Source organism: Larkinella ripae, from assembly GCF_054780775.1.
In genome coordinates this window covers 244,720-267,538 of sequence record NZ_BAAGVR010000030.1, presented here as the reverse complement: position 1 = coordinate 267,538, position 22,819 = coordinate 244,720, and the positions used below count along the sequence as shown (strand labels likewise).

The following is a 22,819-nucleotide window of genomic DNA, read 5'->3' as shown; positions in this document are numbered from 1 at the left end:
GTACCAAAAAGGACACAACGAGTTGTGTCCTTTTTGGTAAAACCGGTACCTAGTAATTAATCCACCGGGACTCCTGCCGCCCCGGATCGTCGACCGGTTTTTGCTCAGGCTTTAACCGTAATGTTCAGGGTCCGCCCAACCACATTCCGGTCGCTTCTTTCCCAGGCCCCCAGATTGTACGTAATAAATACGTTATTCTCGGTATTCATCGCTTCAAGGGCCATATAGTGGGTTGTCATCACGCCCGATGTCAGGCGGACCACAGTCTGCAACCCTTTGGGGACCACCACCGTTTCTTCTCCGAAATTCAGGCGTAAACGACCGTCCGCTTCGACCATTTGGTTTAACAGTTGTTCGGTTTTGGCTATTGGCCAGAGTCAGCATGGACAAAGTTAGACGCCACCCGCACAGCGGTCTACTACTTTTATTTTCATTTCCGATACTATTTTTCTGCGATTTCTTATCCGACTGCCATAACCAAGAGCTTCCCTAAATCCTCTCCAGAATGGGTTAGTGGTTCGATAAACCAACAAAAAAGAGGTCCAAAGACCTCCTTTCGTCGAAATTAAAAGACTACATACACGCGAACACTGAAATTTCCCCAACTCCCGATTAGATAAACACCTGGTACTGCAACACGACCTGTCCCCGGCGGCCCTGCGCGTCCAGTAATCCCGAAGGCAGCGCCTGTAAATACGGCCGGTTTTGGTAATCGAGGGTGATTTTGGAGTTATGCCCCCTGATGAGCCAGTTTAAACCGAGGTTGTAAACGCCCAGATTGCCATTCACGCGGTCGAAGGTATTAAGCTGCGCCTGCGCATACGGCATCAAGGTTCCGAGGCTTCCGAGCAGATCCTGCCGGAACAAATAGCCCACCTGCGAATAGATCACGCTTCCCGTGCCGAACATCGGAAACGCATTGCCCTGCGTTCCACCCAAACCGCCAATCGGTTGCGTGGTGCCGGTCGCCGGATTCATGATGCCGTTGTACCGGAGGTAATTTTTGCCGTAGTCGAGGTTAAAATAGCCGAGGTAGGCATTGGTGGCCGAGCCCGTCGCCCGGTTGGTCGGCATATCCAGAAAAGCCGCAACCGACCACAGGTTCAGGTTTTGATACACCGTATCGGTGGCGGATTCCCCGGTATGCCAAACTGCATTTTTCTGCGTGATAAAACCGGCTTCGAGGTTCAGAATCTTCTTTTTTCCCAGGTACGTTCCGGTCATGTACCCCGGTGTCTGGTTCGATTCCTTTTCGAAAAACTGGTAGAGCAGCATACCCTGAAACTGCTTGTGATGACCTTTCAGCGCAAAATTGGAAGTTGGCCCCAACGCTGGCGGAGCGGCTCCGTTGGTCTGAACGGGAAACGGATCGCTGACGGCAAACCGGTAATCGATCGGCCCAACCTGCCCCCGGGCGTAAACACTCAGTTTCCGCGCAAACTCGTCCGTCTGATCGACGGTGGCCTGCGCAAAAACCGGCACATCCAGTGACACGATCGAACTGACGCCGGGCTGGGTGAAGCGCGACAAGCCGTTGACAATCGTCAGACCGCCCCCAATTTTCAGGTAATCCTTGTTTTTCCAGACCAGGTATTCGGCCACAGCATCGTGGAAAAAAGCCTGCACTTTCCGGTTCGAGGGCGTTCCGTTGGTGTTGAAGGCCGGAAAACCGTTCTGGAAATTGAAGTTGTTCAGACCAAACTGAAAATACACCAGCACGTGATCGTTGACCTGCCCAAAAAGTTGAATCCGGGTCCGGCGCAGGCCAATGTCGAAAGTGTTGTCTTTGGGTTCGCTGACTACCGTCGTACCCGGATTGCTCTGGTTGAACCGCAACCAGGTCTGGTTCAGGAACGTAACTTTAAAAAAATGCGAGCCTGACTCATTGAGATTGTATTTCAGTTCATTTTTCTCCGGCGCCGGTTTTGGCGCGGCCGGGGAATTGGTGGGTGGCTGGGCAAACGCAAGGGTATTGCTCACTACGCAAAGGATGACCAAAATTTTTCTCATAGCGGGTTCTTAAGGGGACACCAGACTATAAACAAGCGGAAAAAGCCAACTATTTACCCAGTTTCTACGACCATTTTATCAATGACCAAAAAACCGATGGTGGAAACGTAGGGCTGGCGGTTTTCAATACCGTCGAAAGTCCAGGAGTACGATCAATATGTTGTATTAAAATCCGTGATTGTACTATTTCCCGAAATCATTTTTTAACGATTAAGCCTGAAAATCCCTTTCATCGGCAGCAAGAGTCGCTTCGCCCCCTAATTCTTCCAGTCTACCCGAATCACCCGCACGTTTCGGGCTTCCGGTTTTCAATTTTGAACCGTTTACCAACCAGTACATTTCAAAAGGAATGACAACTTCTCAAATTCAGCCAGGCATCCGGAGTGGTGAATTGCGCTGGCACCACGGCCATTTAATGAATTTCCGGGTTACATCCGGGCAAACCAGCGGAGCTTTCTCACTGATCGAAGCTACCCTGCAACGGGGATTCGAGCCGCCCAAACACCTTCATGAACGGGAGGACGAGCTGTTCTATGTGCAAAAAGGCGTCATGCGCTTCACCATCGGCGACCGGGTGATTGAGGCCAAAACCGGTGATACGGTTTTTCTGCCCCGACTCATTCCGCACGCCTTTGAGGTCGTAACGCCCACCGCCGACGTTTTGCTTTACCTGACACCCGGCCCGTTCGAAGGGTTCTTTTATGAACTCAGTGAAGAGGCTCCGGAAGCGGTTCTGCCCCCCACGGTCGCCGGACCACCGTCTGAAGCCGTCCTCAACCTGATCGGGGAAACGTCGGCCCGGTACGGCATCCGGTACGCTTAAACCTACAAAAACTGGAGCGTGCGCGCATGCTCCAGTTTTTGTACTTTTTTAATTTTACACCTTCTACCGGTTCCACTCGCAGGCTGGTTCGCCCAGCAGTCCCTCCAGCCACTCCTGTCCGGGGTCGATGGGCATTCCGTCGGGGGGCGGCAGAACCGGAGCGGGACTGACCTGAGCCGAATTCTGTTCATATTGCCGAATCAGGTGCGCAATCAACCCGTACGTTTTATCGGGCGAAACCGGCTCCACCAGCACCTTGATGTGTTGCAGGGAGCGATGAACCTGATCGCGAACGGCACCGGCGGCATCCTTGTTTTGGGCCAGCGCAATGAGTTGCTCCGCCAGTTTCAGGTCGATCATCCGGTTGATTTCACCGCTGTACGTTCGGTCCAGCGTTTTTTTATAAACCGTCCGAATGAGCTGATTCAGCACATCATCCAGCCCCAGTTGATTCGAGAAAAGCATTTTCTGGTGAACCAGCCGGGCGCAGCGTTCCGGGTTCAACAGCATTCGCAACGTCATGCCAACGGCGGCTTCCGGTGGGCCGAGCGGATCGAACGTCATACCCGTCCGGCGTTTGAACACCTCCCGCGTATTCGGATTGTAGCGAAACGGACGGGGCGGAATGGCTTTCAGCAGGTACGGCGGCACGGCCAGAACCTGCGGATCGAGGGTAGCCAGTAACGCATCGAGCGCCCGGCGCTGCTCCTCAACCGGAACGGTGGACAAAACCGGCTGACCGTCACCGCGTAAGGCGTTGGTGTACGACTGACCGCCCAGCACTTTCGCGGCTGCTTCGACCTGATACCGGTGGAACAGATACATGGGCACAAACACCTCCTCCAGCGTTGCCATCGGCGTTCCGGCCGGTATTTTCTTTTCCGAAAAGTTACTCAGCGCCACTTTCCGAACCTCCATCGTGCGCTTCAACTCGTCAACCGCGTTCACGCCATTGTCCCAGAGGTGCGTGGCCGGATGGGCGCTGCTTTCGGGCCGGGCGTCCTGATCGGTCAGAAACGTCAGCCCTTTGGCGTGCATTTGCCGGACAATTTTGTCAAGTTCCTGCTTCTCGTTCGTTCCCTCCGGAAAATCCTGGTAGCCCCAGATGATGCTCCATTTGTCGTAGTCACCAATGCTGAGCGTGTAGGCATCCGACAGGTCGATGCGGCCCCCTTTCAGTTTGGCGACCATCGTGGGGTAATCCATCACCGACGCCCGACCGAATGGCTCCGGCGAACCGGTCGGGCTGCCTTGCGTACTGGCGATGTAATTGTGCGGCAAACCGAGCGTATGTCCTACTTCGTGAGCCGCCAGTTGCCGCAGCCGGTCGAGCGACATTTTCATCATTTCGGCAACGTGCGAAGTGTCCGTATCGAACGTGCCGACCAGCCCCTGCGCGATCAGGTAATCCTGCCGCACCCGCAGTGACCCCAGCGTCACTTTTCCTTTAATGATTTCGCCCGTCCGCGGGTCGATAACGCTGGCTCCGTACGACCAGCCGCGCGTGGAACGGTGCACCCACTGAATCAGGTTATAGCGAATATCCATCGGGTCGGCATCGGCGGGCAGCAGCCGGACCTGAAACGCATTTTTATACCCGGCGGCTTCAAAAGCCTGATTCCACCAGGCCGTTCCTTCCAGCAGGGCCGAACGGATGGGTTCGGGTGTGCCGGGGTCGAGGTAATAAACGATGGGTTTAACGGCTTCGCTGACAGCCGCTTTCGGATCTTTTTTGGCCAGCCGGTGCCGCGAAATATACTTTTTGACAATCGGCTGACTGACGGGCGTTGCGTAATCAAAATACTCGATGCCGCCGTAGCCAATGCGCGGGTCAAATTCACGGGGTTTGTACCCCGGCTCGGGCAACTGCACAAACGAATGATGCTGCCGCATCGTCACGCTCGTTGGCGTTGGCACCACCGAGCGCAGATAGCCCCCGGGCGAATCGCCGGTCAGCGTGATGGTTGCTTCAAATTCCGTATTTTGCGGAAACGACTTGGAATGCGGCCCATACAGGGCGCAACGGCTGGCATCGAGCCGGAAAGTTCCCTGCCGGGTTTGGCTGATATCCTGAATGGCACCTATGGCATCCTGCATCAGAAACGGTGTCAGATCCACCAAAACCCGGTTTTCGCCCTCGGCGACCACGTCGAAACCCCAGAGAACCGACTGCGCAAACGACTCTTCGACGGCCCGGCGTTCGAGTGGGTCGTTGCTGATGGCGCGGTAGTGGTAATTGGGTTCAACCATCAGAATCTTCGGGCCGGTGCGCTGAAACTTGACGATGTGTTCCTGCCCGAGCCGCCCCCGGTCCAGCCCAATATCGTTGGAACCGATGCCCGACGCCAGACTGGGGTAATACAGCAATTCGGTCTCAAACTTGTCGATTTCCAGCCAGATTTTGCCTTTTTTGGCGTCCCAGTAAAACGTCAGAAAACCGGGTTGTTTTTCCATGCCGCTGGTGAACGTGGCGATGGTTGGCAAACTGCCGGACGGGGAATTCTGGGAAAAAGCCGACAACGTGCCTAAAAGCATCAGCACAAGCAGAAGTTTGTTCATAAAGGGGCGGTTTGTATTCTCAGCTAAAAATAGAAAAGGGACGGTTCCCAAGCCAGAACCGTCCCTCGTTTTTAAACCAATTTCTTAAAACCAGCCAGATTTGGCTGACTGATCACTTCAATTCAAAGGTCACTTTCACCTGCGCCGGAATCCGGATGGTTTGCGGAATATCGAGCAAACCGCCCCCCGATTCGGCCCGGGCGGACATATACCTGAGATCACCGGAAAACCGCTTCTGCAAAACCGGGTCGGTTTCTTCGGTATCGCGGACACTCAATACCGTGCCGAGTGTGCGTCCAGCTGCCTTGGCCAGAATCGTGGCTTTTTCGCGGGCGACCTCAACGGCTTTCTCCAGCACCCGGTTTTTGCTGGCGTCTTCTTTCGTGGATCGGTAACTGGCCTGGAACCGGTTAAAACCGCCGTTAATCAGGGCCAGTTGAAGCGCCGGATATCGCTCCGGTTTGCCCAATTCGAAAATAATCTGCTGCATGGTCATGACCTCCTGCCGCCGTTCGCCCGTCTGGTAGATGTCGTTCTGGTGTTTCTGAACCTGCAACAACGTGTACCGAATGTCTTTTTCGTCGATCTGATAATCTTTCAGTAATTTTACCAGCCGTTTTTCCGCGGCCTGGTGGGCTTCATACGCTTTTCGGGCATCAGTTGGGTCCGAATATTGCAGGGTAACTACGATCCGGACCTGATCGGCAGGCAATTCAAGTTCGGCATCACCCAACACCACAATCCGGTTGACGGGAAGATCCGGGGTTGGCGCCACCTGGGCGGTCGCCGAGGAAAGGCTGAACAAGGTCAATACAAAGAAAGAAAGTTTACGCATTTTTGTAAAATGATTACGGAATGTTAATCGTTTCGATACAGTGGTTACTCCACTCGTAGAATTTTTCGCACCGTCTGTACGTAGTTAAGATTTAAGACTCGCTGAGTCAACTAATTAATGCACCACGTTATTCGTCTCCTCCTGATTGGTCTGGTTTTCGTGCAGGGCTGCGGAGTGCCCCCGGGTATTCCCGCCGACCCTACTTCGCCGGTTACGACGGTTTACCAAATTCGGGCCGGGGCCCATTACGCCGACCACCAGGGTCTGAATTACACGGCCAAGACCTCCTTATCGTTCAGCGTTACGTTTGACAGCACCGCTATTTACACCAGCCGAACTCCCGAAAACCAGCACGATATCAACAAGCTCTACGGTTTTTCCGACTGCGGAGCGCAACACAACACGGCCAGCGCCCGGTTTGGCTGGAACTGGCGCGACGATTCGCTCCGGATTTATGCCTACTGCTACCGCAACGGTGAACGCATTTCGGAAGAGCTCGGCACCGCTGAACTAAACCAACCGACGGAGTATCGACTCAGCATTGTCGGCGGCAACTACGTTTTTACCTTCAAAGGCAAAGAAACCAGCATTGCCCGCAGTTGCACAACCGTGGAAAGCGACCGACGCTACCGCCTGTACCCGTATTTCGGCGGTGACGAAACCGCTCCGCACACCATAACGATTTCCATCACCGAAAAGTGATTCACAGACCCGGAATTTGCAACAACTGGTTTGGATCGGGGCAGATGGCGAGGTACCGCTCCCGTTCCCGCAGCGAGCAAACGCCCGGAAAGTCTCCTGTATGACCCAGCAGATCGGTCATCAGTTGGAAGTGCAGGTGCGGAGGCCAATCGCCATTTTCCGGATACGGCCCGATTTCCCCGATTTGCTGACCGGTTTTTACGGGCATTCCCCGGCGTAACCCGCTGAGCGAGGACCGGCTGAGGTGGCCATACAAGCTGAAAAGCGGTTTTAGCTCGTGGGTATGCTCAATCAGGATCGTCGGGCCGTAGTCGCCAAAATGATTGTTGTCCTGAAAACTGTGGATTTTCCCGTCGAGCGGAGCAAAAATCGGCGTTCCGGCTTCGGCCCACAGATCGACGCCCAGATGAATGCAGCGCGGTTCTTCCGTCTGGTTGAAATGCGGACTGCGCCGGTAGATGACACGCTCCTCGTTGTAACCACCCACGCCCACCACGGCCCCGCTCCGATGAAGATTGCCAAAAACATACGCTGTAAACTCGCCGGTATCCGTTAAATCGATGCCCGCTAAATCGGGGTTGTTTTTCGTAAAATCCAGCGTCAGGTACGGATCGGTGCGAAAATTAAACGGTAGAATCATAGCACAAAGGTGGTCAGATCCACGGATAACCGATCAACTTTTGGGAGATTCCGGCGCAAAGCTTATATTTAATGTGCTTTTTGCAGCAAATTCAGCGTTTAACCAAACGGATCACTCATCAACCCAACCGATCGAATGCAGGCAACCGCTTCATCCCCAACTCCTACGACGCCGGTCAAGCACCCGCCGGGCTTATATGTTTTGTTTTTCACCGAAATGTGGGAGCGGTTTAGCTACTACGGCATGCGGGCCATCCTGCTGCTCTTCCTGATCGACAACATCCGGGGTGGAATGGGGCTCAGCGAATCCGAGGGGGCGGCCATTTACGGTTTGTATACGGCTTCGGCCTACCTGCTCTCGCTGCCCGGCGGCTGGATTGCCGACAATGTGCTGGGCCAGCGAAAATCAATCTGGTACGGCGGAATCGTGATCATGTTGGGGCACATTCTGCTGGCAATACCGGCCGGAAGTGGCTTGTTCTTTACGGGCCTGGCAACGGTTGCGCTCGGCACGGGCTTGCTCAAACCCAACATCAGTTCCATTGTGGGTGAACTGTATCCCGAAGGCGGTGCCCGGCGCGACGCGGCTTTTTCCATCTTTTACATGGGCATCAACATGGGCTCTTTTCTGGGCATCACCATCGTTGGGTACCTGGGGCAGAAAGTGGGCTGGCACTACGGTTTTGGCGCTGCTGCCGTCGGCATGTTGCTGGGTCTGATCGTGTTCCGAATCTTCGGCCAGAAGTACCTGAGCGACTACGGAAATGTTCCGGTGAAAGCCCAGGTGGCCGCGGAGAAAACCGGTCAGAGCCGGGGTTTGTATTTCCTGATTGGGCTGGTGGTTCTGCTGGCTATTTTGCAGATAACGGGGATTCTGGACCTGACCACGGCGCAGGGTTTAGCCAAAGGGGCGGGTGTGATCATTGCGGTTACCGCCGTTGGTTACTTTCTGTTTATCCTGCTGGCGGGCGGTTTAACGCTCGTCGAGAAGAAGCGGGTGGGCGTCCTGTTTGTTTTTTTCCTGGCGTCGGCCGTGTTCTGGGCGGGTTTTGAACAACAGGGTTCGTCGCTCCAGATTTTCTCCGACCGCTACACCGACCTGAACTTTTTGGGCTGGGAAATGCCTTCCAGCTGGTTTCAGAATTTCAATCCGGCTTTCATCCTGATTTTCTCCCCCATTCTGGCCGCTCTCTGGATTTACTTGGGAAACCGGAACCAGAATCCGCCCCCGCACCTGAAGTTTGCGGTGGCCTTGTTTCTGCTGGGACTGGGCTATCTGGTGATGGTCGTCGCTTCCAAGATCGCCTTGACGGGCCAGCTCACTTCCCCCATCTTTCTGACGTTCACATATTTGTTCCATACCCTGGGCGAACTCTGCCTCAGTCCGGTGGGACTCAGCTCGTTTACCAAACTGGCTCCCAAACGCTACGTTAGTCAGTTAATGGGTATCTGGTTTGTGGGCACCTCGCTCGGCAACCTGATTGCCGGTCTGTTCGCGGGCGGTTTTGATGAAGAGAACGTCCAGCAAATGCCCGATCTCTTCATGAGCGTCGTTTACTTCAGCTTCGGTTTCGCAGCCCTCCTGCTGCTGTTCTACAAACCACTGAAAAACTGGCTGGGAGGGGTGAAATAAAATGATGAACGATGGATGATGAGCGATGAAAGAATGCGTTCGCCACTTCATCGTTCATCATTTATAATTCATCATTCCAGAATCACCCGCCTGCTTTCTTAACCTTGTAGCCTTTGCTGGTCAGCCAGGCCAGGGCTTTGTCGCGGTGGTCGCCCTGAATCAGGATCTCCCCATCTTTGGCGGAGCCACCGGAGCCACAGGCGGTTTTTAGCTGTTTGGCCAATTCGGTCAGGTCGGCGTCCGTGCCGATGAAATCGCGAATGGCCGTAACAAGTTTGCCGCCCCCTTTGCGATCGAGCCAGATTTTCAGGTTCTGTTGCTGGGCCGGGCGTGTTTCGGCTTCCGGTTCGCTGGCATCCTGGTAGTTGAAGTCGGGATTGGTCGAATAAACAACGCCCGTGCGGTTTTTCTTCCTCATCGTTGGTTGGCCTTAAAAAGGCGAATTGCTGTATCGACAAAATTACGCAGCGACGCGTGAATCATCCGTCTGGTTCCGTCAACATTTTCGCACAAATTCGCTGCCGGTTTTACCGAACCACCAATAAACTCGAAGGCACCACCTGCACCCTTGCCGTATCCGTTGATAGTTGCAGCGGTTCGCCATCGACGTGAATCAGCAACGGCTCTTCGCCTTGTACCGTCACCGAGCGGGAAGGCTGCACCGTCAGATAATCCGATTGATCGAGCGTTTTGTTAAAAAGCTGCCAGGCCAGCATGCCGGCGGCAGCCCGGGAGAACGGTTTCAACAGGCACACATCCAGCAAGCCGTCGGCGACGTTGGCTTTCGGAGCGATCCAGGCGTTGTTGCCAAACTGCCCCGCGTTGGCGATCGTTACTGAAAACAGCGTAAGACGCTGCTGATCGATTTGGTACGTGGCCGGCTGGTAATTCCAGAAAGCCCGGTAGGTGGTTCGAATGTACGTTTGCAGGCCCCGAACCGGTTGCCGGGCAAAAGCCTGGGCGACATGGGCATCAAATCCAATACCGGTCGTGCCAAAAAAAGCGTGTTCGTTGATCCGGCCGCTGTCGATGATCACCGGTCGGCCATTGATGGCGCGTTCGATGGCTTTCCGGGGGTCCAGCGGAAGTTTCAGGTGCCGCGCCAGGCCGTTTCCCGAACCCACCGGCACGATTCCCAGCGCCGTTGCCGTGTGCAGCAACACCCGGGCGGTTTCGTTCATCGTGCCATCGCCCCCAATCACAATCACCCGCCGGATGCCCCGCCGAACGGCTTCGGCCGCCAGTTCTGTCGCGTGCCCGGCGTATTGGGTAAAATGCGCTTCGGGGGTAAAACCGCTTTCAGCAGCTTTTTTCAGCAGAAAATCGATCCATTGTTGTTTACGCGCGACCGAAGCCGTCCCCGACAACGGATTGACAATTGCCAGCAAGGTCGTTGGGGCCACAATCAGGAGAAGAAAATGAAGAGAAAGAGAATGAACACAATGATGAAAACATAATACCAGCCATCGGAAAAGATGTACGGTTTATATTCTTCGTAAAATTTGCGGAATTTATTCATTAGTATTGGGGAAAGATCCATCCTGATCACGCCCCTCATTACCGGCGGAGCGCTTTACCAAACCGGGATTTCGTCCCTCTGATTGACTGGGCCACTTCCGACTTGCTTCTTCAAAGTTCGCGATAAAATGAAAAACCTGTACAGCCTGCTCCTTTTTTTGTTGACGATTCCCGCGATTCGGGCCCAGACGCCCGCCGACCGGAAAGCCATTCTGGGTATTCTGGATCGCCAGACCACCGACTGGAACGCCGGGAATACCGAAGCCTTCATGAACGGATACTGGCCTTCCGACTCTCTTACCTTTGTGGGAAAAGTGGGCGTCACCTACGGGTACAACGCCACGCTGAGCAACTACAAACGCCGGTATCCCGACCGGGAATCGATGGGAACCCTGAAATTCACGATTCTGAAACTGGAGTTTCAGGCGAAGGATGTTGCCTATGTCATCGGGAAATTTCACCTGACCCGGCTCAAGGTTGGTGATGCAGAAGGACATTTTACCTTACTTTGGCGAAAAATAAAGGGCAAGTGGCTGATCGTTAGCGACCACTCCAGCTAGCTCTGTTTCTTCTTTTTCGTATGACCGCTTTTGACTTAAATGCCGTCCACCGGCACCTGTTCCGGTTTTCGCAAGCCGATGTAGAAGCCTTCGCCCGGGTCACCGGCGACGACAATCCCTTGCACCTCGATCCGGAATTTGCCCGCCAGACCCCGTTCAAGCGTCCGATTATTCACGGAATGCTGGGCGCCAGTGTGTTCACCAAAGTGCTTGGCACCGCGTTTCCCGGACACGGATCGGTGTATTTAAAACAAACCCTGGAATTTCTTCGACCTATGTTTGTGGACTCGGAGTACGAAGCGGTTTTTACCGTCATTTCCATGAATCCGGAGAAGCATACCGCCGAAGTTTCCACCGAAATTAAAGACGGGCAAACCGGTAAACTGACCACCCGCGGAGTTGCCACGCTGATGTATAAAAAAGGATAGGCGCCAGCAAGGCAATCCCTCCTAACAACAGGAAGCCCGGCGAAATCGCCGGGCTTCCTGATTTAAAGCGACCTGGTGTCTACTCTTTGGAATTTTTCTGACCCTGAACTTCAGAGCGGATGTTCTGAGCCAGCGTCTTCAGATCCTGCATGCCTTTCCGTACGCGCGTACCGGCTGCCTGATTGCCTTTGTCGTAAAATTTTTCAAAATCACCTTCCAGAGAAAGAACCAGATTTTTTATTTCATCAAAGCGTGCCATAACAGTTCGTATGGGGTTTAAATTGTGAAAAATGCCCTAAAACGCTCAAAAACCGCGTTTTTGACGAAATATACGCAATCTATGATTCCGCGCAAGAATTCGGCAAAAAAAAACGTTGGAAAAGTCCAAATAAACCCCAATTCCTTACTAAACGGTTATTCAGCGACCGTTTTTGCGGCTTCTGAGGGCACTAGGGCCGGTTCTTCCACATTGGTCAGGGCATTTTCCCGGTAATAGCCTTGGCTGAGTTTATCAGACACTTCGGTGAAGGCTTCAAGGGTGTTCTCAACATCGTCGAGCGAGTGAGCGGCTGTCGGAATAATCCGCAGCATGATGACGCCTTTCGGCACCACCGGATACACGACGATGGAGCAGAAAATACCCTTGTTTTCGCGCAAGTCACGAACCAGCGCCGTCGCTTCCGGAATACCGCCTTCACTCTGCAACAAAACCGGCGTCACGGGCGAGGTTGTTTCGCCAATGTTCAGGCCCCGGGCGCGCAACCCGTCCTGCATGGCCCGGACGTTCTGCCACAATTTCTCGCGCAGCTCGGGATGTTTTTTGATCAGTTCGAGCCGCTTCATCCCCCCGATCACGTACGGCATTGGCAAGGCTTTCGCGTACGTTTGTGAACGCATGTTGTACTTCAGATACATAATGATGTCGTGCGAACCGGCGATGAAGGCGCCAATGGCGGCCATCGACTTGGCGAAGGTCGAGAAGTACAAATCAATCCCGTCCTGGCAACCCTGTAGTTCGCCGACGCCGGCGCCCGTGGCTCCCATCGTTCCAAAACCGTGTGCGTCGTCGACCAGCAGTTTAAATTCGTATTTTTCTTTCAGGGCGACGATCTCTTTCAGGCAACCGACTTTGCCCGACATGCCAAACACGCCTTCGGTAACGACCAGAATACCGCCCCCTTTTTCGGCGGCTTTTTTGGTAGCTCTCTGTAAATTTTTCTCTAGACTATCGACGTCGTTGTGGTTGAATTTATAATACTCCCCCAGCTTGGCCTTGTGCAACCGGATTCCGTCAATCAAACACGCGTGGCACTCGGCATCGTAGACAATGACATCGCGGTGATCCACCACGGCTTCAATGGCCGACATCACCCCCTGGTAGCCGTAATTCAGCAGGAACGCATCTTCCTTGCCGACAAAGGTCGCCAGTTGCTGTTCCAGTTCTTCGTGCAGATCGGAATTACCCGACATCATCCGCGCTCCCATCGGATACGCCAGCCCCCATTCGGCAGCCGCTTCCGCATCAACTTTCCGGACTTCCGGATGATTGGCCAGCCCCAAATAATTATTCAGGCTCCAGTTCAGCATCTTTTTCCCCCGGAACATCATATGCGGCCCTAATTCGCCTTCCAGCTTCGGAAATGCAAAATAATGGTGTGCGTTCAGCTCCCGCGATGACGACCCGATGGGCCCGAGGTTGGTGCGTAATTTCTCAAATAAATCCACTTTACTTTGCTTTATACCGGTTTATAATGAGTTTGTTAACTATATTAATACAAAAGTAAATGAAATTGGTTCAATGGCAAACCGTAAAAGAAGGTTGCGTACCGCCCGGTAAATTTACCGCCGATTCTCACGTACCTATTGACTTTCGACGCCGGTCTTTCGACTTTTGGTCATGACTTCCATCCGAAAACTCCTGGTTGCCAATCGGGGCGAAATCGCCCTGCGGATCATGCGCACCGCCCGCGAAATGGGCATCCAAACGGTTGCCATCTACAGCGAAGCTGACCGCCAGGCCCTCCACGTCCGGTATGCCGATGAAGCGGTTTGCGTGGGTCCTGCACCTTCCTCGGAATCGTATCTGCGCGCCGACGTCATCATCGATGTTTGCAAACAACTGGCCGTCGATGCCATCCATCCGGGCTACGGTTTTTTGTCGGAAAATGCCGGTTTTGCCCGGGCCGTCCGGAACGCCGGGCTGATTTTCGTCGGGCCATCGCCGGAGTCCATCGACGTGATGGGGAGTAAACTGGCCGCCAAAGCCGCCGTAGCGGCCTACCACATTCCGATGGTGCCGGGAACGCCCGAAGCCATTACGGACCGCGAAGCGGCCAAAAAAACCGCAGCCCAGATCGGCTACCCGATTCTGATCAAGGCCAGCGCGGGCGGTGGTGGCAAAGGCATGCGGATAGTCGAGCAGGAAGCGGATTTTGACGAAGGGATGGAACGCGCCGTCAGCGAGGCCACCTCGGCTTTCGGCGACGGATCGGTTTTTATCGAAAAGTACGTTACCTCGCCCCGGCACGTCGAAATTCAGGTCCTGGGCGACCAGCACGGCCACATCATTCACCTCTTCGAGCGCGAATGTTCCGTGCAGCGCCGGCACCAGAAAGTGGTGGAAGAAGCGCCATCCTCGGTTCTGACGCCGGAAATTCGGGCCGAAATAGGACGGTGTGCGGTGGAAGTGGCCCGGGCCTGCGGTTACTACGGCGCCGGAACCGTCGAGTTCATCGTGGACGATCAGCTCAATTTTTATTTTCTGGAAATGAACACCCGGCTCCAGGTCGAGCATCCGGTGACCGAGCAAATCACAGGCATCGATCTGGTGAAGCAGATGATTTACATTGCCGAAGGAAAACCGCTGGCAATCCGGCAGGAAGAGCTGGAAATCAACGGCCACGCCATCGAAATCCGGGTGTATGCTGAAGATCCGGCCAACAACTTCCTGCCCGACGTCGGCACGCTGGAAACCTACGTGCGGCCCCAGGGCAACGGCATTCGGGTGGACGATGGTTTTGAACAGGGCATGACCATTCCGATCTACTACGATCCGATGATCGCCAAGCTGGTAACGACGGGCGCCACCCGCGCGGAAGCCATCGAAAAAATGATTCGGGCCATCGACGAATACCGGATCACGGGCGTTCAGACCACCCTGCCCTTCTGCCGGTTTGTGATGCAGCACGATGCCTTTCGCTCCGGAAAGTTCGACACCCACTTTGTCAATCATTATTTTACGCCCGATCAACTAGCCTCGGCCGCGAGTCCGGAAGAAGCTCAACTGGCGGGGGTGCTGGCGGCCTGGCTGTTTCAGAACAGTCAACCGAAACCGGAAACCGGGGCGGTTTTAGCCGAACAGCGAAAAAGCCGGTGGAAAGAACGGCGCCTGGGCTAAACTGGACAATCGGAGTGGAATGTTGTTTCAATCATAGGTAAAAACTGGCCTTTTTACCTGGAACACGCGGCCCGGTATTACGTTTTTCTGAGTCTTTACGACTGGGCCAAAATTTTTGGCGGACAATTTTACCCAACCGGACATTTTCCGGCTAAGTAGCCCAGCGTCCGTTAGCCGAAGTGAGTGGTTTCGATCTGGCCTGGGCCTTTTCGGTTACTCACCCTTCTACATCTGGTTTATTGGCCTTGCCCAGGTGGTCGGAGCGTGGCTACTGGCGTGGGAGAAAACAAAATTGCTGGGGGCCGCCATTCTGATTCCTATTCTGTTGAACATCGTAGTGATCGATGTTAGCTTTCAAATTGAAGTTGGGGCGTTAACCGTTGCAGCTACCTGTCTGGTGGTTCTGGTGTTGTGTCTCAACCGGTCAACGCTGAAAGTTATTTTTGCCATTCTAGGGCAATCGGCGCCAATCGAAGAGCCGGTTTCAAAAACAGGCATAAAAACAGTGGCCCTCATTCTGGGATTACTGGTCTTGTTTTTTGGGCTCCAGAGCCTTCTCATCCAGTTGGCAAAGCAGTGAACTACGCCATCGCAGCCCGACACGACCTTAAAAAAACAACGACAATCGGCGGCTGAAAAATAGAGTAATTAAGACGGTTGTGTAACTTAGCGCAGAAAACAATCTCCTTTTTCTATAAAAAACCCTATGAAAAACCTTTTAATCATGGTCTGTGCGGCCCTCACCCTAGGTGCCTGCTCAAAATCGGCGACGACATCATCCACAAAAGCGACATCGGCGAAAGCGGAAAAAGGCTGGATCAGTCTCTTCGACGGCAAATCGTTCGATGGCTGGAAAGTTGGCAAAAACGCCGAATCCTTTAAAATCGAGGACGGCGCCATTGCCGTTAACGGCCCCGTGGGACACCTTTTCTACGTGGGTTCCGTGAAGGACCACAACTTCAAAAACTTCCAGTTCAAAGCCAAAGTAATGACCCTGCCCGGCTCCAATTCCGGCATGTATTTTCATACCCAGTACCAGGAAGAAAGCTGGCCGAAAAAAGGGTTTGAAGTACAGGTCAACAACTCGCACACCGACTGGCGCCGGACCGCCAGCCTATACGCCATTCAGGACGTGAAAGAAACGTATGTCAAAGACAATGAATGGTATACGGAAGAAATCATGGTGCAGGGCAAAAAAGTAACCATCAAAATCAACGACAAAGTTGTCAACGAATACACCGAACCCGAGGCTGTAGACCGCCCCAAAGACATGGCGGAACGTAAAATCGGCAGCGGCACCTTTGCCCTCCAGGCCCACGACCCCAAAAGTAAAGTCTACTTCAAAGACATCATGGTGAAAGTGTTGCCGGATTAAAAGAAAGGAGGAAAGGAAGACGGATACGAGAACGGGGAGCCCAATAGGCTCCTTTCCCCCTTCCCCTTTTCTCCCTTCCTCCTCTTTTCAAAACATCTTGCCCGGTTGCGGGTTTCTTAGGTATTCATTAAACTCGAAACACCATGAACCATTTTGAAACCCTGACGGAAGCGATGGAAAGCCTGCGTGAACGCGGTTACACCCACGATTTTAGACCCAAACGGGATTACCTGGAAGAATCCGGCTCCGGACTCAAATTAAAAAGTGAAGAAATCAACGTCGATGAATTCCACCGGTTTGAGGGCACATCCGACCCCGGCGATGAAATGACGCTGTACGCCATTTCGACCACCAACGGCATGAAAGGCGTTTTTGTATCTCCCCAGGGCACCTACGCCAATGAGGTGACGCCCGAATTAATGCAAAAATTTTCGATTGCCGAGCGGCCCGAAACCAACACGGAAGGTTCCGTACAGCCCATTCATGCCATCGGAATGGATGCAAATCAACAGTAAACAACAGGCCGTTTATACGATATACTTGCAATCGCCCCCCCGCGCACTGTATATTTGTCCGTGGCTGCGGTTTTCTTTCGGCTATTTTTCAGCGAAATAGCGAAAGAATCCAATCGGCTCACTGTCAACTGTTACCTGTTTTTTGCTAATTTTGCGCTCTTTTTACAGAGAAGCTCTTTTTTTGACCGTATGAAGCTGTCCGAATTTAGGTTTGACTTACCCCAAAGTCTGGTTGCCTTGTATCCGCCTGAGCGTGGGGAAGCGCGGCTGATGGTTGTTGATCGGAAAACAAAAACCATCGAACACAAACAATTCTCCGACATCCTGTCCTATTTTGACGATGGGGACGTGATGGTGATCAACAACACCAAGGTATTTCCAGCACGGCTTTATGGCAATAAAGAGAAAACCGGCGCTAAAATTGAAGTTTTCCTGTTGCGGGAGCTCAACCGCGAAATGCGCCTGTGGGACGTTCTGGTTGATCCGGCCCGGAAAATTCGGGTGGGCAATAAGCTGTATTTCGGGGATAGCGACTTGGTTGCGGAAGTAATCGACAACACAACGTCGCGGGGCCGAACCATCCGGTTTTTGTTTGAAGGCTCGCACGAAGAATTCATGAAAGCCATCGACGAGTTGGGCGAAACTCCCCTGCCGCGCGAAATTAAACGCAAAACAGAGGATTCGGACCGCGACCGTTACCAGACGATTTTTGCCCAGCACGTTGGCGCCGTGGCCGCTCCGACGGCCGGGATGCACTTCACCAAGACGATCATGAAGCGCATGGAAATCAAAGGGCTTCATTTTGCGCCGATTACGCTCCACGTTGGCCTGGGTACGTTCCGCACGGTGGATGTGGAAGACCTGACCAAACACAAAACCGACTCGGAGAACTATTCCATTACGGAACCGGCGGCCAATATTGTCAACCAGGCACTGGATAATAATAAGCGGGTTTGCGCCGTCGGCACGACCTCGCTGAAGGCCATTGAATCGTCGGTGTCGGCCAACGGTCGGCTCAAACCGGTCGATGGCTGGACCGACCGGTTTATTTTTCCGCCGTACGACTTTAAAATTGCCAACGCACTGCTGACCAATTTCCACCTGCCCGAATCGATCCTGATCATGATGACCAGCGCATTCGGCGGGTACGATTTAGTCAAACATGCCTACGACGTTGCCATCCAGGAGAAATACAAATTCTTCAGTTACGGCGACGCGATGTTGATTCTTTAAGCAGACCCAAGAACCGCGACGGCGGACCGTTTAGACAAGTGATAAAAGGCGGTTTTCAGCGCGTCTTTGATCACTTGTCTTTTCTGTTTATTCTCCAGAATGAAAAACCGTTACGCCATTATTGTCGCCGGAGGGAGTGGCAGCCGGATGGGAATGGATTTACCGAAGCAGTTTCTTCCGATTGGCGGTTTACCCATTCTGATGCACACCATTCGGCGGTTTCGCTCCTACGCCCCTGATTTGCAAATTATTGTGGTCTTGCCGGTAGTCCAGATTCCGGTTTGGGATACCCTTTGCCGGCAGCACCAGTTCCACGAAGTCAGCACGGTAGTGCCGGGTGGCGCCAGCCGTTTTCAATCGGTGCGGAACGGGCTGGCGCAGATCCTGGCCGACGACGGGTTAGTAGCCGTCCACGATGGCGTTCGTCCGTTTGTCTCCACCACCATCATCCAAAACAGCTTCGAAACCGCCCACCGAACCGGCAGCGCCGTCACCTGCGTTGCCCTGAAAGATTCGGCCCGGCTGGTTCATCCGGACGGCAGCAGCCAGGCCGTTGACCGGTCCCAATACCGGCTCGTGCAAACTCCGCAGACGTTTCAGTTGCCCCTGTTCAGAAATGCCTTTCAAACGGAAGAACAAGCCTTTTTCACCGATTGCGCCAGTGTGGTCGAGTACGCCGGTTTTCCGATTACGCTCATCGACGGCTCCTACGACAACCTTAAAATTACCACGCCGGAAGATTTAGCGATTTCCGAGCAGAAATTACGTCCGTCCTTCTAACTTGCCAGCTCAAGCAGCCCCGACGATTCATGCCCCGCTTTCCGCCCGATTATTACATTACCGGTATTCGCTCGGGCGACCGGTTGGTGCTCAGCCGGGCCATCACGCTGGCGGAGAGCCAGTTGGAAAGTGATCAGGAACTGGCGTTGCAGATTCTGGAGCAGGTGTTACCGCAAACGGGTCGTTCCGTTCGGATCGGGATAACGGGCGTGCCGGGCGTCGGAAAAAGCTCGTTTATCGAAGCATTTGGGAAACACCTGACCTCGTCCGGTAAAAAAGTGGCGGTTTTGGCGATTGACCCCACCAGTCAGCGGTCGCACGGCAGTATTCTGGGCGACAAAACCCGCATGGAAACCCTGTCGATGGACCCACTGGCCTACATCCGGCCTACGCCCTCGGGTGGGTCGTTGGGTGGCGTGGCCAACAAAACCCGGGAGACCCTGTTGCTATGCGAAGCGGCTGGCTTTGACGTTATTCTAATCGAAACCGTCGGGGTTGGTCAATCCGAAACGCTGGTGTACGGCATGGTCGATTTCTTTCTGCTCCTGATGCTGGCCGGAGCCGGTGACGAACTGCAGGGGATGAAAAGAGGCATTATGGAGCTGGCCGACGCCATTGCCATCACCAAAGCCGATGGCGACAATGAAACCGCTGCCGAACGCGCCCGGGTCGAGTACCAGAACGCCCTGCACCTTTTTACGGCCGCTCCCAGCCGGTGGACTCCGCCGGTTTTGACGTGTTCGGCACTCCGGAACCGGGGAATTGCGGACTTGTGGACGATCGTAACGGATCACCAGACGTTACTTACTCAGAATGGATACCGCGATCAAAACCGCCAGCAGCAAAACCTCGACTGGTTTCACAGCACCATCCGGCAACAGCTGGAAAGCCGGTTTTATCAGGAGTCCGGCCGAAAAGAACAAATAGTCAACCTGGAAACGGCAGTGCGGAACGGCGAACTGCTTCCCCTGCAGGCAGCCCGGCAGATTCTGGCGGTTTTGCCCGACAATCAGTAGGCGACCAAGCCGGCATCCTGGTTTTTCCGGTACCAGTCCACAAACTGACGAATGCCGTCTTCAATCCGGACCGAGGGCTGATAACCAATCAATTGCGCGGCTTTGCTGATGTTGGCAAACGTCTGCTGCACATCCCCCGCCTGCATCGGCAATCGGTTGATCAGGGCGCTTCGACCCACGGTTTTTTCAATCACCTGAATCAAACCGGTCAGCGAAATCGGATCGGAGCCGCCGATGTTCAGGATTTCGTAGCCTTTCACCTGTTCCAGCGACTTGATGATTCCCTTGACAATATCGTCCACGTACGTATAATCCCGGGCGGTTGAGCCGTCTCCGAAAACATTGATCGCGATGCCGTTCAGAATGCTGTCGGTAAACTGGCTGATCGCCATTTCGGGGCGCTGATGCGGGCCGTAAACCGTAAAAAACCGGAGGCAAAAAATATCAAAACCGTAGAGATGATGAAACGTATGGCACAACAACTCGGCCGATCGTTTGGAAGCGGCATAGGGCGACAAAGGCCGGTCGGCGGTATCATTCTCGTCAAACGGCACGCGGGGCGAATCGCCGTAAACCGATGAAGAGGAAGCAAACACCATTTTTTTGACACCCGATTGCTGCATGGCCTGCAACAAGGTCAGGGTGCCATTCACATTGACATCGTAGTATAAAGCCGGGTCCTGCACCGACGGACGCACGCCCGCCCGCGCGGCCAGGTGGATAACCGCATCGAACGCATACGTCCGAAACAAGGTGTGGATCAATTCGACATCGCGGATATCTCCTTCATGAAACTGATACGACGGGTGGTTCAGCGTCTGCTGCACATTTTTCCACTTGATTGCCGGATCATAATACGCATCCAGACTATCGAGACAGATTACCTGATGGTTTTCCTGCAAAAGTTGCCTGGCTAAACTTGAGCCAATGAAACCGGCGCCACCTGTCAGTAATATGGTCATATACTCAATTCTTTCGTTAATGACGATGATCGAAAACTAAATACAACACCCACCAGTGAAACCAAAGCCGTGATGCTATAAAACACCAGGCTAACTGACACGGCGGCATCGGCGGGTAAATTCAGAAACTGCGCACCCCACAAAAATGTCAACTCCCGCGCTCCGGCTCCGCCGATGGTGAACGGAATCGTCGCCACAACCGACGAAATCAAAAAAATCAAGACGTAAATTTCCGGTTTTCCGGTGGCGTCAACCGCCCGCAGCAACGCCAGAATTTCCAGCATCTGGAACGCCTGAACCAGGCCGGACCAGCCGACCGAGCGTTCAAAAACCGGGTGATACGGCGGCATGAAGCGTTTCGTCAGTGCTTTCGCCACTACATGAACCAGCGGAATCGTCGCCAGCCACCACCCGTCCAGCCGAAAACCCAGCCCGGCCGACACCTCCGGAATCAGCACGGCGAAAACCACCGTTGCGTAGCCCAGCGGCAAAAGGCCAATCAACCGATCCAGCAGGGTTGCCCCCACCAAAGGCTTAACCGGTATTCCGGTTAATCGGTTCAATAGGTACACTTTGTACCCATCTCCGCCGATGCCACCCGGCAAAAACAGGTTATAATACATGCCCAGCCAGTAGAGCTTCAGGTTCGGCCACCGACGCAACCGCAGCCCGATCTGTACAAACAGGACCTGCAACCGCTCCGCCGATGCGATTTTTGACGAAACGAATAAAACCGTTGCCACCAGCAACCAGCCAGGGTGCGCCCGCGACAGCAAAGCCCAGACCCGTTCGGGCTCGATCTTGCGAAAAACCAGCCAGAGGGCCAGTGCCGACAGGCTCACCTTGAGCGCGTTTTTCAGGTATTTTGGCATAAAACCGCTTTTCAGGATGCAACCGTCTGGTAAATCCGCCGAATTTTATACGGTTTTTTGTCCTGCGATTCGTAATAGGTCCGCATCTGTAATTCGGTCATGATCCCGAACGTTATCAGCTGAATCCCCGCCAAAACCAGGATCGTCCCCAGAATGAGCAACGGTCGGCCCCAAATGTCGTGCCCCAACAGTTTGAGAATGAGCAGGTATCCGTTAATGAGCAAGCCCACGGCCAGCGCCATCAACCCCCAGTTGCCGAAGAGGTGCATCGGTTTTCGGAGGTATTTTTTCATGAACAGCATCAGGATCAAATCGCTGACCACTTTGAGCGTACGGCCCAGCCCGTATTTCGATTGACCGATCCGGCGCGGATGATGCCGCACGTCCACCTGCGTCATGCGCGCGCCTTCCAGCCGGGCCAAAACCGGAATGAAGCGGTGCAACTCACCGTATAAACCGAGGCTCTTGGCCAGATCGGCCCGGAACACTTTCAGGGCGCAGCCGTAATCTTTCAGGTGGACGCCCGAGGTTTGCCGAATGATCCAGTTGGCAATGCGGCTCGGCACTTTGCGCAGTAAAGCGCCATCCTGACGATTGGCACGAATGCCGGCCACCAGGTCAAAATCACCTTCTTCGGCCCATTGCAGCATCATCGGAATGTCGGCCGGATCGTTTTGCAAGTCGCCGTCCATTGTGATAATGTACTGCCCTTTGGCCACGTCGATCCCGGCCGCCAGCGCCAGACTCTGCCCGTAATTGGTTTGCAGATCAACCACCACCAGGCGCTCATTCTGTACGGATTTCAGTTCCGCCAGCGTCTGGTCCGACGAGCCGTCGTTGACGTACACAATTTCAAAATCATACCCAATCAGGGCCCGCTCGACCTGATCGATCATGGGAAAAATATTGCCAGCTTCGTTGTAGACGCAGATGACAACGGAAAGATACGGTTGCATATACTT

General features: G+C 53.9%; 24 protein-coding genes. 12 read left to right on the top strand and 12 right to left on the bottom strand.

Annotated elements, in window-relative coordinates:
• Positions 1–104: 104 nt before the first annotated feature.
• Positions 105–338 carry a hypothetical protein gene (locus tag ACYVHX_RS27590; protein WP_460674941.1) on the bottom strand — a complete coding sequence of 78 codons (234 nt, stop codon included), beginning with the start codon at positions 336–338 and terminating at the stop codon, positions 105–107.
• A gap of 274 nt (positions 339–612) precedes the next feature.
• Positions 613–2,010: a hypothetical protein gene (locus ACYVHX_RS27585; protein WP_460674940.1), complete on the bottom strand. Its 1,398-nt coding sequence runs from the start codon at positions 2,008–2,010 to the stop codon at positions 613–615.
• A gap of 349 nt (positions 2,011–2,359) precedes the next feature.
• Here ACYVHX_RS27585 and ACYVHX_RS27580 point away from each other — a divergent pair, with 349 nt between their 5' ends.
• Complete coding sequence (locus tag ACYVHX_RS27580; protein ID WP_460674939.1) at positions 2,360–2,833, top strand: cupin domain-containing protein; 474 nt, start codon at positions 2,360–2,362, stop codon at positions 2,831–2,833.
• A gap of 63 nt (positions 2,834–2,896) precedes the next feature.
• Here ACYVHX_RS27580 and ACYVHX_RS27575 read toward each other — a convergent pair whose 3' ends face one another.
• Together ACYVHX_RS27575 and ACYVHX_RS27570 are read right to left on the bottom strand one after the other, a co-directional pair.
• Complete coding sequence (locus tag ACYVHX_RS27575; protein ID WP_460674938.1) at positions 2,897–5,392, bottom strand: zinc-dependent metalloprotease; 2,496 nt, start codon at positions 5,390–5,392, stop codon at positions 2,897–2,899.
• Between the two features lie 112 nt (positions 5,393–5,504).
• On the bottom strand, positions 5,505–6,227 hold the full coding sequence (locus ACYVHX_RS27570; protein ID WP_460674937.1) for an SIMPL domain-containing protein: 723 nt from the start codon (positions 6,225–6,227) through the stop codon (positions 5,505–5,507).
• A gap of 117 nt (positions 6,228–6,344) precedes the next feature.
• On the opposite strand from ACYVHX_RS27570, the gene ACYVHX_RS27565 reads away from it, so the two are divergent.
• Positions 6,345–6,929, top strand: coding sequence for a hypothetical protein (locus tag ACYVHX_RS27565; protein WP_460674936.1), 585 nt, complete (start codon positions 6,345–6,347; stop codon positions 6,927–6,929).
• A gap of 1 nt (position 6,930) precedes the next feature.
• Here ACYVHX_RS27565 and ACYVHX_RS27560 read toward each other — a convergent pair whose 3' ends face one another.
• Positions 6,931–7,569, bottom strand: coding sequence for a peptidoglycan DD-metalloendopeptidase family protein (locus ACYVHX_RS27560; RefSeq protein ID WP_460674935.1), 639 nt, complete (start codon positions 7,567–7,569; stop codon positions 6,931–6,933).
• 135 nt (positions 7,570–7,704) lie between these two features.
• On the opposite strand from ACYVHX_RS27560, the gene ACYVHX_RS27555 reads away from it, so the two are divergent.
• Positions 7,705–9,201, top strand: a complete 1,497-nt coding sequence (locus tag ACYVHX_RS27555; RefSeq protein ID WP_460674934.1) for a peptide MFS transporter — start codon at positions 7,705–7,707, stop codon at positions 9,199–9,201.
• An 82-nt stretch (positions 9,202–9,283) separates the two neighbouring features.
• Here the strand turns inward: ACYVHX_RS27555 and ACYVHX_RS27550 are convergent, their stop codons facing one another.
• Together ACYVHX_RS27550 and ACYVHX_RS27545 are read right to left on the bottom strand one after the other, a co-directional pair.
• Entirely contained in the window at positions 9,284–9,619 is a 336-nt protein-coding gene (locus tag ACYVHX_RS27550) for a translation initiation factor (protein ID WP_460674933.1), read from the bottom strand.
• A 109-nt stretch (positions 9,620–9,728) separates the two neighbouring features.
• A complete protein-coding gene (locus tag ACYVHX_RS27545) occupies positions 9,729–10,604 on the bottom strand; it encodes a diacylglycerol/lipid kinase family protein (protein WP_460674932.1) in 876 nt (291 codons plus the stop codon).
• A 243-nt stretch (positions 10,605–10,847) separates the two neighbouring features.
• Between ACYVHX_RS27545 and ACYVHX_RS27540 the strand changes: the two genes are divergently transcribed.
• Both ACYVHX_RS27540 and ACYVHX_RS27535 read left to right on the top strand, forming a co-directional pair.
• Positions 10,848–11,279 carry a YybH family protein gene (locus ACYVHX_RS27540; RefSeq protein WP_460674931.1) on the top strand — a complete coding sequence of 144 codons (432 nt, stop codon included), beginning with the start codon at positions 10,848–10,850 and terminating at the stop codon, positions 11,277–11,279.
• Between the two features lie 20 nt (positions 11,280–11,299).
• Entirely contained in the window at positions 11,300–11,707 is a 408-nt protein-coding gene (locus tag ACYVHX_RS27535; protein WP_460674930.1) for a MaoC family dehydratase, read from the top strand.
• 79 nt (positions 11,708–11,786) lie between these two features.
• On the opposite strand, the gene ACYVHX_RS27530 is transcribed toward ACYVHX_RS27535, so the two are convergent.
• Together ACYVHX_RS27530 and ACYVHX_RS27525 are read right to left on the bottom strand one after the other, a co-directional pair.
• The gene (locus ACYVHX_RS27530) at positions 11,787–11,966 is read right to left on the bottom strand and encodes a histone H1 (RefSeq protein WP_460674929.1); all 180 of its coding nucleotides are present in this window, start codon (positions 11,964–11,966) and stop codon (positions 11,787–11,789) included.
• A 155-nt stretch (positions 11,967–12,121) separates the two neighbouring features.
• Positions 12,122–13,432, bottom strand: a complete 1,311-nt coding sequence (locus tag ACYVHX_RS27525) for an aminotransferase class I/II-fold pyridoxal phosphate-dependent enzyme (RefSeq protein WP_460674928.1) — start codon at positions 13,430–13,432, stop codon at positions 12,122–12,124.
• 172 nt (positions 13,433–13,604) lie between these two features.
• On the opposite strand from ACYVHX_RS27525, the gene ACYVHX_RS27520 reads away from it, so the two are divergent.
• From ACYVHX_RS27520 to meaB, 7 genes are all read left to right on the top strand, one after another.
• Positions 13,605–15,104, top strand: coding sequence for an acetyl-CoA carboxylase biotin carboxylase subunit (locus ACYVHX_RS27520; RefSeq protein ID WP_460674927.1), 1,500 nt, complete (start codon positions 13,605–13,607; stop codon positions 15,102–15,104).
• A gap of 253 nt (positions 15,105–15,357) precedes the next feature.
• Positions 15,358–15,684, top strand: coding sequence for a hypothetical protein (locus ACYVHX_RS27515; protein ID WP_460674926.1), 327 nt, complete (start codon positions 15,358–15,360; stop codon positions 15,682–15,684).
• Positions 15,685–15,810: 126 nt separating this feature from the next.
• Positions 15,811–16,479, top strand: coding sequence for a 3-keto-disaccharide hydrolase (locus ACYVHX_RS27510; RefSeq protein ID WP_460674925.1), 669 nt, complete (start codon positions 15,811–15,813; stop codon positions 16,477–16,479).
• A 143-nt stretch (positions 16,480–16,622) separates the two neighbouring features.
• Positions 16,623–16,994 carry a hypothetical protein gene (locus tag ACYVHX_RS27505; RefSeq protein WP_460674924.1) on the top strand — a complete coding sequence of 124 codons (372 nt, stop codon included), beginning with the start codon at positions 16,623–16,625 and terminating at the stop codon, positions 16,992–16,994.
• A 189-nt stretch (positions 16,995–17,183) separates the two neighbouring features.
• Complete coding sequence (gene queA / locus ACYVHX_RS27500; RefSeq protein ID WP_460674923.1) at positions 17,184–18,227, top strand: tRNA preQ1(34) S-adenosylmethionine ribosyltransferase-isomerase QueA; 1,044 nt, start codon at positions 17,184–17,186, stop codon at positions 18,225–18,227.
• 99 nt (positions 18,228–18,326) lie between these two features.
• The gene (locus ACYVHX_RS27495) at positions 18,327–19,007 is read left to right on the top strand and encodes a 2-C-methyl-D-erythritol 4-phosphate cytidylyltransferase (protein ID WP_460674922.1); all 681 of its coding nucleotides are present in this window, start codon (positions 18,327–18,329) and stop codon (positions 19,005–19,007) included.
• 29 nt (positions 19,008–19,036) lie between these two features.
• A complete protein-coding gene (gene meaB, locus ACYVHX_RS27490; RefSeq protein WP_460674921.1) occupies positions 19,037–20,023 on the top strand; it encodes a methylmalonyl Co-A mutase-associated GTPase MeaB in 987 nt (328 codons plus the stop codon).
• On the opposite strand, the gene ACYVHX_RS27485 is transcribed toward meaB, so the two are convergent.
• From ACYVHX_RS27485 to ACYVHX_RS27475, 3 genes are read right to left on the bottom strand one after another with little or no spacing between them, the layout of a single operon-like run.
• The gene (locus tag ACYVHX_RS27485) at positions 20,017–20,985 is read right to left on the bottom strand and encodes an NAD-dependent epimerase/dehydratase family protein (protein WP_460674920.1); all 969 of its coding nucleotides are present in this window, start codon (positions 20,983–20,985) and stop codon (positions 20,017–20,019) included. The two genes, meaB and ACYVHX_RS27485, sit on opposite strands and share 7 nt — an antisense overlap.
• The gene (locus ACYVHX_RS27480) at positions 20,982–21,857 is read right to left on the bottom strand and encodes a lysylphosphatidylglycerol synthase transmembrane domain-containing protein (RefSeq protein WP_460674919.1); all 876 of its coding nucleotides are present in this window, start codon (positions 21,855–21,857) and stop codon (positions 20,982–20,984) included. Before ACYVHX_RS27480 ends, ACYVHX_RS27485 begins: the two co-directional genes overlap by 4 nt.
• An 11-nt stretch (positions 21,858–21,868) precedes the next feature.
• Entirely contained in the window at positions 21,869–22,813 is a 945-nt protein-coding gene (locus ACYVHX_RS27475; protein ID WP_460674918.1) for a glycosyltransferase family 2 protein, read from the bottom strand.
• Between the last annotated feature and the right edge of the window lie 6 nt (positions 22,814–22,819).